This window comes from Nonomuraea sp. NPDC049400 (assembly GCF_044466425.1).
Taxonomy (GTDB): Bacteria; Actinomycetota; Actinomycetes; order Streptosporangiales; family Streptosporangiaceae; genus Nonomuraea.
The window spans coordinates 1-11,062 of the sequence record NZ_JBITMP010000110.1; the positions used below are offsets into that span (position 1 = coordinate 1).

The 11,062-nt window shown below is 68.7% G+C and carries 14 protein-coding genes and 1 pseudogene; 8 read left to right on the forward strand and 7 right to left on the reverse strand.

What is annotated here, in order from left to right; genetic code table 11:
• Positions 1–100: 100 nt before the first annotated feature.
• Positions 101–277, reverse strand: coding sequence for a hypothetical protein (locus ACIBVN_RS59570; RefSeq protein ID WP_397151598.1), 177 nt, complete (start codon positions 275–277; stop codon positions 101–103).
• Between the two features lie 82 nt (positions 278–359).
• Here ACIBVN_RS59570 and ACIBVN_RS59575 point away from each other — a divergent pair.
• Positions 360–515, forward strand: a pseudogene (locus tag ACIBVN_RS59575) (DUF305 domain-containing protein); the annotation flags it as partial.
• Positions 516–626: 111 nt separating this feature from the next.
• Positions 627–1,238, forward strand: coding sequence for a class I SAM-dependent methyltransferase (locus ACIBVN_RS59580; RefSeq protein WP_397151600.1), 612 nt, complete (start codon positions 627–629; stop codon positions 1,236–1,238).
• Between the two features lie 3 nt (positions 1,239–1,241).
• Here the strand turns inward: ACIBVN_RS59580 and ACIBVN_RS59585 are convergent, their stop codons facing one another.
• From ACIBVN_RS59585 to ACIBVN_RS59600, 4 genes are all read right to left on the reverse strand, one after another.
• Positions 1,242–1,859 carry a C40 family peptidase gene (locus tag ACIBVN_RS59585; protein ID WP_397151602.1) on the reverse strand — a complete coding sequence of 206 codons (618 nt, stop codon included), beginning with the start codon at positions 1,857–1,859 and terminating at the stop codon, positions 1,242–1,244.
• Between the two features lie 269 nt (positions 1,860–2,128).
• A complete protein-coding gene (locus ACIBVN_RS59590; RefSeq protein ID WP_397151604.1) occupies positions 2,129–2,617 on the reverse strand; it encodes a universal stress protein in 489 nt (162 codons plus the stop codon).
• Between the two features lie 26 nt (positions 2,618–2,643).
• A complete protein-coding gene (locus ACIBVN_RS59595; RefSeq protein ID WP_397151606.1) occupies positions 2,644–3,993 on the reverse strand; it encodes an MFS transporter in 1,350 nt (449 codons plus the stop codon).
• 157 nt (positions 3,994–4,150) lie between these two features.
• Positions 4,151–5,341: an MFS transporter gene (locus ACIBVN_RS59600; protein ID WP_397151608.1), complete on the reverse strand. Its 1,191-nt coding sequence runs from the start codon at positions 5,339–5,341 to the stop codon at positions 4,151–4,153.
• Positions 5,342–5,450: 109 nt separating this feature from the next.
• Here ACIBVN_RS59600 and ACIBVN_RS59605 point away from each other — a divergent pair, with 109 nt between their 5' ends.
• Genes ACIBVN_RS59605 through ACIBVN_RS59620 form a run of 4 tightly spaced genes read left to right on the forward strand, consistent with a single transcriptional unit; the run spans position 5,451 to position 9,197 of the window.
• Positions 5,451–5,732 (forward strand): metal-sensitive transcriptional regulator, encoded by a 282-nt coding sequence (locus ACIBVN_RS59605; protein WP_364371186.1) that lies wholly within the window; start codon positions 5,451–5,453, stop codon positions 5,730–5,732.
• Between the two features lie 25 nt (positions 5,733–5,757).
• A complete protein-coding gene (locus ACIBVN_RS59610) occupies positions 5,758–5,967 on the forward strand; it encodes a heavy-metal-associated domain-containing protein (RefSeq protein ID WP_397151610.1) in 210 nt (69 codons plus the stop codon).
• Entirely contained in the window at positions 5,964–6,941 is a 978-nt protein-coding gene (locus ACIBVN_RS59615; protein ID WP_397151612.1) for a hypothetical protein, read from the forward strand. The genes ACIBVN_RS59610 and ACIBVN_RS59615 overlap by 4 nt, the downstream gene beginning before the upstream one ends.
• 21 nt (positions 6,942–6,962) lie before the next feature.
• Positions 6,963–9,197 (forward strand): heavy metal translocating P-type ATPase, encoded by a 2,235-nt coding sequence (locus tag ACIBVN_RS59620; protein WP_397151613.1) that lies wholly within the window; start codon positions 6,963–6,965, stop codon positions 9,195–9,197.
• Between the two features lie 44 nt (positions 9,198–9,241).
• On the opposite strand, the gene ACIBVN_RS59625 is transcribed toward ACIBVN_RS59620, so the two are convergent.
• A complete protein-coding gene (locus ACIBVN_RS59625) occupies positions 9,242–9,754 on the reverse strand; it encodes a hypothetical protein (protein WP_397151615.1) in 513 nt (170 codons plus the stop codon).
• On the reverse strand, positions 9,751–9,918 hold the full coding sequence (locus tag ACIBVN_RS59630) for a hypothetical protein (protein ID WP_397151617.1): 168 nt from the start codon (positions 9,916–9,918) through the stop codon (positions 9,751–9,753). Before ACIBVN_RS59630 ends, ACIBVN_RS59625 begins: the two co-directional genes overlap by 4 nt.
• 108 nt (positions 9,919–10,026) lie before the next feature.
• Between ACIBVN_RS59630 and ACIBVN_RS59635 the strand changes: the two genes are divergently transcribed.
• Both ACIBVN_RS59635 and ACIBVN_RS59640 read left to right on the forward strand, forming a co-directional pair.
• Complete coding sequence (locus ACIBVN_RS59635) at positions 10,027–10,611, forward strand: TetR/AcrR family transcriptional regulator (RefSeq protein WP_397151619.1); 585 nt, start codon at positions 10,027–10,029, stop codon at positions 10,609–10,611.
• A gap of 34 nt (positions 10,612–10,645) precedes the next feature.
• Positions 10,646–10,927, forward strand: coding sequence for a metal-sensitive transcriptional regulator (locus ACIBVN_RS59640; RefSeq protein ID WP_357889126.1), 282 nt, complete (start codon positions 10,646–10,648; stop codon positions 10,925–10,927).
• Positions 10,928–11,062 lie beyond the last annotated feature (135 nt).

Genomic DNA, 11,062 nt, shown 5'->3' on the forward strand with positions numbered 1-11,062 from the left:
CCGTGCCGGCTTTCTCCTCCTCCGCAAACGAGTGCTCCTCACAACCTAACGATCATTACGCACCGTCACCGCTTCACGGACTTTGCGCCAGATCCGCTAGTCACGAGCAAAACCAGTCCACGCCGTAGGTGAACGACCTGGCTTCGTGATGAGCGCTGTGGGTCGTGTCGTGGCCCGTGGTCTCGGCGGACGCCGTTCCGGTCACACCGGTGATGGCGGCGGTTCCGGCCAGGACGGCTCCTGCTACGGCAATGCTGACGCGCTTGTAGTTGGGCATGGGGGTGTTGACTCCTTGCTTCCATGCCGCCTACCGGGTTAGCTGACGGGTTCGGGACTGGAAGTGCCCTAAGCTCTTCGCGGAGCAGATGATCGCCCATCACAAAGGGGCGATCGAGATGGCCCGGACCGAAGAGACAGATGGGGCCGACCCGCAGGCCAAGGAGCTCGCGAAGACCATCATCGCCACCCAGCAGGAAGAAGTGAAACAGTTGGAGCAGATCCTCAAGCGGCTCTGACCTGCCCTCCTCGCCGCATGTCCGTTCCTCTGGGCGGGCCCGGCGCGGCAGCTCGGTCGGTGACGGAAGAAGCGTCCCGTGTTGTGGATTTGGTGGCGAAAGAAGCTTTCCATGCTGATGAACCGGATGGAAACCCTGGTGGTCAACAGTGCCATCCGCCGGGTTCTGCAGCGTTGGTATGAAGCGCCGTTGCTGATGAAGCTAGGCGGTCGGACGCCCGGAGGCAGGGTGGTGGAGATCGGCTGCGGCAGCGGATACGGGACCAAACTGGTCCTGGACAAGTTCGGTGCCGTACGCGTCGACGCGGTCGACCTGGACCCGGCGATGATTCGCCGGGCCCGGCAACGGCTGGCACGCCAGGCAGGGCGCGTGCGACTCGCGGTAGGCGACGCCACTGATCTGCGTGCCGCCTTCGGAGCCGAGGATGGCGACTACGATGCTGTCTTCGACTTCGGGATCATCCATCACATTCCCGACTGGCGGGCCGCATTGCGCGAGGTAGGGCGAGTCCTGCCCGTGGGCGGCAGGTTCTTCTTCGAAGAAGTGACCGCGACCGCCCTGGCTCGTCCGTTCTTTCGCGTCCTCTTCGATCACCTGAAGAAAGACCGGTTCACAGCAGGAGAGTTCCTCGCCGAACTGCCTCGCCAAGGGCTGCGTGTAGACGATCGATGGGTTACCCGGATCGGCGGCGACTACTTGTTCGGTGTCGCGTGGAGGGTATGACGATCACGGGCGGACTGCGCCGAGCAGGCGGTTGCGCCAGTAGTCGTCGAGGTCGACCCCCTTGATGACGTCTCTGGTCTGAGGGGCGTGCACCATCTTCCCATCGCCGGCGTACATGCCCATGTGCCCGAGTCCTTTGCTGAAGAGCAGGTCGCCGGGTTGCAGCGCGTCCAAGGGGACGCGGCGGCTGGCGCCCCAGGACCACTGGGTCCAGGTCGTCCGGGGCAGTTCGACGCCGCCGGTACGCCAGGCGGCCTGCGTGAGGCCGGAAGAGTCGTAGGAGCCGGGGCCGGTGCCGCCGTACCGGTAGGGCTTGCCCACTTGGGCGAAGGCGAACTGGAGCGCGCGTCGGGCGTTGCCGGAGGTCGGACCGGTGTACTGGATGCCAGGGCTGTTGGGATCATCGGTCTGGAAGGTGCCCAGCCGTCGCAGGAGCTTGGTCTGCTCCATGACCAGCTTGTCCACCTTCGCCTTCTCGTCGCGAACCTTGTCGCGAGCGTCATCGGCTTCTGTCAGGACTCGCTGCGCTTCGGCACGCCGAGTGCGCAGGTCCTTTGTCGCCGCCTCGTAGGCGAGGATCTCGGCCGCTCGGTCCTGCGCCAGTTGCTCAAGGGAGGCCATGCTGCTCAGGGCCGTCTCGGGGTTGCCCTGCAGTGGGAACGCCGGCCAGCCTCCGAACGGTCCGGCTGTCTCTGAACCTGGGCCGAAATAGTACAGAAGGCGTGGAGGTTGTTGCCCTGTTCTGCGCAATTTCGCTAGGCAGGCCGACTTACTATCGGTGGTAGCTGATCTGGTCTTACGTGTGGTTACGCGGGCGGTAGGCGCCGGGTTCAATGGACGCGTTCGCGCCCCGGCTCCACGGATGGTTCGGGAGCCGGGGCGCGTACGTCTCAGCGTCCGGCACCTGCTCTGCCGGCTCGGCGAGCAGCGGCCAGGGCTCCGGAGGGGATGATCAGCGTCGGCCTGCCGGTGGAGTGCATGACCCGGGTGGAGGTGCTGCCCGACAGCAGTGCCGGCAACCCGCGGCGCCCGCGGGACCCGAGGACGATCAGTGATGCGTCGATCTCCTCCGCCACGTCCACGATGGCCTCGGCGGCCGTCTCCTCCGGTACGGAGGCCACCCGAGGTTCGGCCTTAAGGCCGAGGGCTCGAGCTCGCTCGGCGCCTTCGGCGGCCAGTTGCTCGGAGGCGTCCAAGGTTCTGGCGTCGAGGTCGCGCAGGTCCTCCAGGGCCGGGTGGCCTTCCAGGTGAGCGGCGAGGCTTTCCAGCGGTTGGCGGGCGTAGAGAACCACGGTGGAGGCTCCCGGGAAGAGGCGTGCGGTCTCCTCGATGGCGTGCTGGGCATCAGGTGAGCCGTCGTAGGCGATGAGGATGGACATGGGATTCTCTTTTGGGTGCGGATGGGTCAGCCGCGGGAGGCGGTGATCTGATCGGTGGGCGTGCTGGTGCGGGTGCGCAGGGTCGCGGCGGCGATCAGCGCGCCGGCCAGGGCGATGGCGGCGGCTCCGATGAAGGCGGCGGAGAAGCCGTCGGTGAGGGCGGGCAGGTTGCCGAGCTGGTCGGCGCCGTTGGCGGCGGCGACGGCGGTTATGGCGGCCAGGCCGAGTGCGGAGCCGACCTGGTAGCTGGTGTTGACGATGCCGGAGGCGAGGCCGCCTTCCTCGGGGCGCGCTGAGGAGATGGCGGTGCCGAGGGAGGGGATGAAGGCCAGCGACATGCCGAGTGCGGCGACGAGGCTGGCGGGCAGGACGTCGGTGGCGAAGCTGCCGTCCGGGCTGATCAGGGACAGCCACGCCATCCCGGCGGTGAGCAGGACGAGGCCGGTGACCGCCGTGGCCTTGGGGCCGAAGCGGCCGATGGCCCGGGGTGCCAGGACGATCATGCCGAGCATGATGAGGACGGTCATCGGGACCAGGGCGGCGCCGCTGGGGAAGGCGCTGTAGCCGAGGACCTGCTGCAGGTAGAGGTTGAGGAAGAACCACATCGGGATCCAGGCCCCGCCGAGCAGCAGCTGGGTCAGGTTGGCGGCGGCCAGGTTCGGGGTGCGGAAGATGGACAGCCGCAGTGGCTCCTGGCGGCGGGCCTGGATCGCGACGAACGCCCCCAGCAGCACGACGGCGGCGGCGAGCACCAGCCACGTCTCAGCCGACCCCCAGCCGGCTTCGGGTGCGCGGACGATGGCGTAGACCGCGGTGCCGAGGCCGAGGGTGACGGTCAGCGTGCCCAGGACGTCGATGGAGCCGCGCCTGGCAGGGGCGGCGGGCATCAGCGGGCCGGTGGCCGCGAGCGCGACGAGCGCGATGGGGATGTTGATGTAGAAGACCCAGGGCCAGCTCAGGTATTCGGTGATGACGCCGCCGAGGAAGACGCCGGCGGTGCCGCCCGCGGGCGCGGCGGCGCCGTACAGGGCCAGGGCCTTCGTCAGCTCCCTGGGGTCGTGGCCGAACAACATCATCAGCAGGGTGAGCGCGGACGGGGCGATCAGCGCGGCGCCCACGCCCTGGACGGCGCGTCCGGTCAGCTCGACCCACACCTCGGGCGCGATGCCGGCCAGAAGCGAGCCGGCGAGCAGGACGATCCAGCCGGCGCTGAAGAGCCGGCGCGCGCCGAACAGGTCGGACAGGCGGCCGCCGAGCAGGAGGAGGCCGCCGAAGGCGACGACGTAGGCGTTGAAGACCCAGGACAGGTTCTCCTGCGAGAAGCCGAGGTCCTGCTGGATGCGGGGCAGGGCCACGCCGATGATCGACGTGTCCATGATGACGATGAACTGTGCTGTGGCGATCAGGGCCAGGGCAGCCCAGCGCCGGGGGATGGTGCGGACATGGGTTCTCTCCTGTCGAAATCGATACCCATAGGGGGTATTTGCGAGGGACAATAAATACCGCAGGGGGGTATCTGTCAAGCCTGTCGGCTCAACGTCCGGCTTCCGGGTGCCGTCGCAGCACCGCTAGGACGATCAGCGCCGCGGGGCTGGCCAGCGCGAAGCCGACGGCCATTCCGCCACCTACGCCGATCAGTTCCTGGAGCCAGCCCAGGGCGACGTACAGGGCGCCTGCCAGGGCGGCCGACACTCCCAGGACCATGCCGGCCGCACTTGCCGGCGCGCCGGGCGCGAGGTCCTGCGCGAGGACCACGGTGATCGGGCTGCCCACGTACAGGAGGGCACCCGCCAGGATGGTCGCGACGAAGTAGGGGACGCCGCCCGGCTCCAGGCCTAGGACCGCGATCAGCGGGACGGACGCGACGCCCAGGGAGCCCGCCAGCACCGACCGGCGGCCGAGGCGGGGCGCCAGCACGCCGCCGAGCAGGGAGCCGAGCCCCGCGGCCAGGGAGAACGCGGCCAGCGTCCAGCCGATGAGCCCGTCGTCGGTCGGCAGGCCGTGCTCGTTGACCAGCCAGAGGGGGACCGAGCTGGTGAAGGTGACGAAGGCCAGGCTCGCCAGGCTCGCCGCGAGCGTCAGCCCGCCGACGGGGCCGCGCAGCAGGCGCAGCCGGAAGAGCGCCCGTAGCGGCCTGCGGCCGTGGGACTCCCAGTCGGGCAGCAGCGCGAACACCAGCGCGGCGAGCACGATGCCCGGCACCATCAGCCACGGGGTGGCCTCCACGCCGAAGGCCGAGACGATGGCGAGGATCAGCACCGGCCCGAGGGCGAACCCGACCATCCCGCCGGCCGTGAACAGCCCCACGCCGAGCGTGCGGTTCGGTACGGCCGGGCCGCCGGCCACCGCCGTGCCCACGGGATGCAGCGCCGCCGACCCCATACCGCCGATGATCAGCAGGGCGAAGACCGCCACCAGAGCGGGTGCGACGCCGATCAGGCTCAGGAACAGCGAGGCCAGCAGCACGCCCACCGCCCCGACCAGGCGCAGGCTGCGATCCTCCGCCACCGCGCCGAAGAACGGTTGGGTGACCGATGACGAGATCGAGTAGACGGCCACGATGAGGGCCAGCAGAACGGGCCCCAGATCGAAACGGGCCTGCAAGGTCGGCAGCAGGGCTCCGAGCATCGCGGTGATCGCGTCGTTGACGAAGTGCACGATGGCCAGGAAGACGGCCAGCGACGTCCCGCCAAGGACGCCTGGCCTGCGGATCACGTGGGGCATGTCGAACTCCTCAAGTCTCACCGGGCGGCTGATGGGCCGCCGCCTGTTGCCAGGAATACCATAGGGGGGTATGGTGTTATTCCGAGCGGCCGACCTAGGAGGGGTGAACATGGCCGGATACACCGGTACGAAGCAGGATCACGCGATGCGCCTGCGCCGCATAGAGGGGCAGGTTCGTGGCCTGCAGCGGATGGTCGAAGACGACAAGTACTGCATCGACATCCTGACGCAGGTGTCGGCGGCGACCAGCGCGCTGAAGTCGTTCTCCCTGTCGCTGCTCGAAGAACACTTGGCCCACTGCGTCGCCGAGGCCACGCAGAAGGGCGGTCCCGAGGCGGAGGCCAAGGTCAAGGAGGCCTCCGACGCCATCGCCCGACTCGTACGTTCCTGACCCACGGATTGAAGGAGAGATCGATATGAGCACCGCCACCTACACCGTCAAGGGCATGACCTGCGGCCACTGCGTCAGCTCCGTCAAAGAGGAGGTCAGTGAAGTGGCCGGTGTCACCAACGTCGAGGTGGACCTGGCGACCGGCCTGCTGACCGTGGACAGCGACGGCCCCATCGACACGGCGAAGATCGTCGCCGCCGTCGAAGAGGCCGGTTACGAAATGGCGAACCAGTGAACACCGCGGTGAAGCTCGGCTCGTACGTGCTGGGACTGGCCGTCGTCTTCGGCGGCGCCCTGGGCGTGGGCAAGGTGGTCGGGCCGGTCGGCACGCAGCCGGCGGCCGAGGACCACGCCGCCATGGCGGCGCCCACCACGAGCGCGAGCGCGACACACGGGGAGCACGCCACTGCAAAGGTGCAGGACGATACCCCTGGGGGGCTCCAAGTGTCCGAGAACGGCTACACACTCAACCCGATCACCACGACGATCAAGCCCGGCGAACCCACCGACTTTCGCTTCACCGTAACCGGCCCGGACGGTAAGGCGGTCACGGACTACCAGGTCGAGCACGACAAGAAGCTGCACCTCATCGTCGCCTCCCGCGACCTGACGACGTTCCAGCACGTGCACCCCGAGATGGCGCCGGACGGCGTCTGGTCGGTCAAGCTGACGCTGCCCAAGGCAGGCCCGTACCGCGCCTTCGCCGACTTCGCTGCGACCGGCGGCAGCGCCCTGACCCTGGGCGCCGACGTGTCCGTGGCCGGCGACTACCGGCCCGAGGCGTTCCCCGAGCAGAGCCGCACGGTGACGGTCGACGGGTATGAAGTCACCCTCGACGGCGACCTGACGCCCGGACAGTCCAGCAAGCTCACCCTCAAGGTCAGCAAAGACAGCAAGCCCGTCACCGACCTGCAGCCCTACCTCGGCGCCTACGGCCACCTGGTGGCCCTGCGCGCCAGAGACCTCGCCTACCTGCACGTCCACCCCGACGGAGAGCCCGGCGACGGCAAGACTCAGCCCGGCCCTGAGATCGTCTTCTACGCCGAGGTGCCCAGCACCGGCGACTACCGCCTCTTCCTCGACTTCCAGCACGAGGGCGAGGTCCGGACTGCCGACTTCACCCTCGGCGCAGGCGAGCGACCGCAGGCCCCCGCGTCCGAACCCACGCCGACGCCGACCGGCCACGGCGACGACGGCCACAGTCACTGACCGAGAGAAAGGAGAACGGTGATGTCCCAGGTCACCGATGACCGGCAGAATGCCGTCGAACTCTCGATCGGCGGCATGACGTGCGCCTCCTGCGCCAACCGCATCGAGCGCAAGCTGAACAAAATGGACGGCGTGACCGCCACGGTCAACTACGCCACGGAGAAGGCGAAGGTCGCCTTCCCCGAGGGCATCGACCCGCAGCAGCTCATCGCGGAGGTGGAGAAGGCGGGGTACACGGCGGCCCTGCCCGCCCCGCCCAAGACCGAGGGTGGGGGGCAGGCTGAGCAGGAGCCGGAGGATGAGCTCCAGCCGCTGCGCAACCGCCTCATCACCTCCGTGGTGCTGGCCGTACCTGTGATCGCGATGGCGATGATCCCGCCGTTGCAGTTCACCAACTGGCAGTGGCTGTCGCTGGTGCTGGCCGCGCCGGTGGTGGTGTACGCGGGCTGGCCGTTCCACAAGGCCGCCTGGACGAACCTGCGGCACGGCGCCGCGACCATGGACACGCTGATCTCCATCGGCACGCTGGCCGCGCTGGGCTGGTCGTTGTGGGCGCTGTTCTTCGGCACCGCGGGCACGCCCGGCATGACGCACCCGTTCGCCTTCACCATCGAGCGCACCGACGGCTCCGGCAACATCTACCTGGAGGCCGCGGCAGGCGTCACGGCGTTCATCCTGGCCGGCCGCTACTTCGAGGCGCGTTCCAAGCGCCGCGCCGGCGCGGCGCTGCGGGCCCTGCTGGAGCTGGGCGCCAAGGATGTGGAGCTGGCCGACGGCCGCCGCGTCCCCGTAGAGCAGCTCAAAGTCGGCGACCGGTTCATCGTCCGGCCCGGCGAGAAGATCGCCACCGATGGCGTTGTCGAAGAGGGCACCTCGGCGGTGGACGCCTCGATGCTCACCGGCGAGTCCGTGCCGGTCGAGGTACGGCCCGGCGACGCGGTCACCGGCGCCACCGTCAACGCGGGCGGCCGGCTGATCGTCCGCACCACCCGGGTCGGCGCCGACACCCAGCTCGCCCAGATGGCCAAGCTGGTCGAGGACGCCCAGACCGGCAAGGCACAGGTGCAACGCCTGGCCGACCGGATCTCCGGCATCTTCGTGCCGGTCGTGATCGCCTTGGCCCTCGGCACGCTCGGCTTCTGGCTGGGCACCGGCGACGGCGTGGGCGCGGCGTTCACGGCTGCGGTGGCCGTACTGATCATCGCCTGCCCGTGCGCGCTGGGCCTGGCCACGCCGACCGCGCTGCTGGTCGGCACCGGCAGGGGCGCCCAGCTCGGCATCCTGATCAAGGGTCCCGAGGTACTGGAGTCCACCCGCAAGATCAACACCGTTGTTCTGGACAAGACCGGCACCGTCACCGAAGGCAAGATGACCCTCACAGCCGTGCACGTGGCGGAGGGGGAGAGTGAAGAGGGGGTGCTGCGCCTGGCTGGCGCGCTGGAGTACGCCTCGGAGCACCCGATCGCCCAGGCCATCGCCAAGGGCGCCGCCGCCCGCGTCGGTGACCTGCCCGCGCCTGAGGACTTCGCGAACGTCGAAGGGCTGGGTGTGCAGGGGATCGTGGACGGGCACGCGGTGCTGGTCGGCCGTCCACGGCTGCTGGAGGAGTGGTCCCAGCACCTGCCCGCCGACCTGGAACGGAACCTGCACGAAGCTCAGGCCGCCGGCCGTACCGCGGTGGCGGTGGGCTGGGACGGCCAGGCCCGCGCCGTGCTGGTGGTGGCCGACGTGGTCAAGCCCACCAGCAAGGAGGCCATCGCCCAGCTCCGCACTCTCGGTCTCACGCCGGTGCTGCTGACCGGCGACAACGAGGCCGTGGCCAAGACGGTGGCGGCCGAGGTGGGCATCGATGAGGTGATCGCCGAGGTGCTACCCGCCGACAAGGTGGACGTGGTCAAGAAGCTGCAGGCCGAGGGCAAGGTGGTGGCGATGGTGGGCGACGGCGTCAACGACGCCGCCGCGCTGGCCCAGGCAGATCTGGGGCTGGCCATGGGCACCGGCACCGACGCCGCCATCGAAGCCTCCGACCTGACGCTGGTACGCGGCGACCTGCGGGTGGCCGCCGACGCCATCCGGCTGTCGCGGCGTACGCTGTCGACCATCAAGGGCAACCTGTTCTGGGCCTTCGCCTACAACGTGGCCGCCCTGCCGCTGGCCGCGCTCGGCCTGCTCAACCCGATGATCGCAGGTGCCGCGATGGCGTTCTCCAGCGTGTTCGTGGTCAGCAACAGCCTGCGGCTGCGCCGCTTCAAGTAGCAAGAGCGGGATGGCTCCACGTCGAACGGCGTGGAGCCATCCCTTCATGGCTGGGATGCTGCGGTCCTGGACGCGACGAACCTCATCCGGCCACGCGGCTTGAACACGGCCAACAGTGTGGCCAGGAGCAGCAGCACCACCGCCAGGACGGAGTGGATGAGAACGGAAGGGCTCCGCAGCCCCTCAGGATCGGGCTCCGGGGCCGCCGCGACGCCGGCCAGATAGCCCAGAGTCTGGGTGTACATCAGCAGGACAACAACGGCAGCCACGTTGATCAACAGCTTGAACAGCACCCAATAGTGCCGGAACAAGCCCCACGTGGTGCCCAGGGACTGGATGAGTCCGGTGAGCAGCGAGGTTCCGGCCAGCGGCACGAGGGCGTACCAGGCGGCCGGCTCCATCGCCAGATAGACGGCGCGGACTGTCCGCGCGTCCGGGCTGGCCAAGCCGACGACCGCCAGCGCCAGAAAGACCAGTACCGCGCCCAGCCATCCCACGGAGGCGCAGACGTGCGCCGTAAGGGCCAGTTTGCGCAGGCGAGGCGCCATGGGGCTCATGCGGCCAAGGGATTCGTGGCGACCGCAGTGGCCTCGCCCGAGGCCCCCATGTGACGGCCAGGCCCATGGCCCCCCATGAGCATCAGGATGACGAAGAGCAGCACGGCAACGGCCGTGATGATCCCGGCCACCTTCACCCAGCGTGGCATGTGTTGCTCTGTCATCTGTCTGACCTCCATGGTCGTTGCGACTGCATGCGGACCATGTTTTACGAAACAGGCTGTCTCCGTCAATACATCGTGTATTGATCCCTCATCGCATATGCTCAGACCGTGCCGAGGCTGTGGAACGAGACGATCGAGGCGCATCGCCGCGACGTACGCGAGGCGATCCTCATGCACACGTCGGTGCTCGTGGCCGAGCACGGGCTGCGATCGGTCACGATGTCCCAGATCGCGGAGAGGGCCGGCATCGGCCGCGCGACGCTGTACAAGTACTTCCCTGACGTCGAAACGATCCTGCTCGCCTGGCATGAACGGCAGATCACGGGTCACCTCGAACACCTGGCGCAGGTACGGGATCAGGCCGGCGAGCCCGCCGCGCGGCTGCGGGCCGTACTGGGGGCGTACGCGCACATCTCGCGGCAGTCCCGCGGGCATGGGGATGGCGCGCTGGTGGCGTTCCTGCACCGCGACGAGCAGGTAGGCCAGGCTCAGCAGCAGCTTCACGGCATGGTACGGGACCTGCTGGCGGAAGGCGCCCGGACAGGCGCCTTCCGCGCGGACGTCGTCGCTGACGAACTCGCGACCTATTGCTTGCACGCGGTTACGGCGGCCAGGGAGTTGCCGTCCGAGGATGCCGTTCACCGCCTGGTCATGGTGATCTTCGATGCGGTCTCACATACCGCAGATGGGTAAGGTCATGGGCGGTGGCGCCGATGGAGGGGCGGATATGGCCGGATACAGCCATGGCAAGAAGAACCACATCACCCGGTTGCGCCGTGTCGAGGGGCAGATCCGTGGCCTGCAACGCATGGTCGAGGAGGACACGTACTGCGTCGACATCCTGACGCAGATCTCCGCGGCCACCAGCGCGCTGAAGTCGTTCTCCCTCGCCCTGCTGGAGGAGCACCTCGCCCACTGTGTCGCCGAAGCGACCCGACAGGGCGGCCCGGAGGCCGAGGCGAAGGTCAAGGAGGCCAGCGACGCCATCGCGCGGCTGGTGCGTTCCTGACCTGCGTTCCGTCATGTACTCAGCAGGCGTGGTCGGGTGCCGGTAGGTGTCAAGTCAAGTGCGACAGGGACTCTGCCGAGGTGATCGCTAGGCGGCCTCCTGGGTGGGTTGGGATGCGCCGTTCTGGTCTTCTTC

Excerpts from the sequence above, each read along its gene's own strand:
- ACIBVN_RS59610 (WP_397151610.1), top strand. The coding sequence starts at position 5,758 with ATGAGCACCGCCACCTACACCGTCAAGGGCATGACCTGCGGCCACTGC.
- ACIBVN_RS59585 (WP_397151602.1), bottom strand. The coding sequence starts at position 1,859 with ATGGCCTCCCTTGAGCAACTGGCGCAGGACCGAGCGGCCGAGATCCTC.
- ACIBVN_RS59630 (WP_397151617.1), bottom strand. The coding sequence starts at position 9,918 with ATGACAGAGCAACACATGCCACGCTGGGTGAAGGTGGCCGGGATCATC.
- ACIBVN_RS59600 (WP_397151608.1), bottom strand. The coding sequence starts at position 5,341 with ATGCCCCACGTGATCCGCAGGCCAGGCGTCCTTGGCGGGACGTCGCTG.
- ACIBVN_RS59570 (WP_397151598.1), bottom strand. The coding sequence starts at position 277 with ATGCCCAACTACAAGCGCGTCAGCATTGCCGTAGCAGGAGCCGTCCTG.
- ACIBVN_RS59640 (WP_357889126.1), top strand. The coding sequence starts at position 10,646 with ATGGCCGGATACAGCCATGGCAAGAAGAACCACATCACCCGGTTGCGC.
- ACIBVN_RS59580 (WP_397151600.1), top strand. The coding sequence starts at position 627 with ATGCTGATGAACCGGATGGAAACCCTGGTGGTCAACAGTGCCATCCGC.
- ACIBVN_RS59625 (WP_397151615.1), bottom strand. The coding sequence starts at position 9,754 with ATGAGCCCCATGGCGCCTCGCCTGCGCAAACTGGCCCTTACGGCGCAC.
- ACIBVN_RS59620 (WP_397151613.1), top strand. The coding sequence starts at position 6,963 with ATGTCCCAGGTCACCGATGACCGGCAGAATGCCGTCGAACTCTCGATC.
- ACIBVN_RS59605 (WP_364371186.1), top strand. The coding sequence starts at position 5,451 with ATGGCCGGATACACCGGTACGAAGCAGGATCACGCGATGCGCCTGCGC.
- ACIBVN_RS59595 (WP_397151606.1), bottom strand. The coding sequence starts at position 3,993 with ATGGACACGTCGATCATCGGCGTGGCCCTGCCCCGCATCCAGCAGGAC.
- ACIBVN_RS59590 (WP_397151604.1), bottom strand. The coding sequence starts at position 2,617 with ATGTCCATCCTCATCGCCTACGACGGCTCACCTGATGCCCAGCACGCC.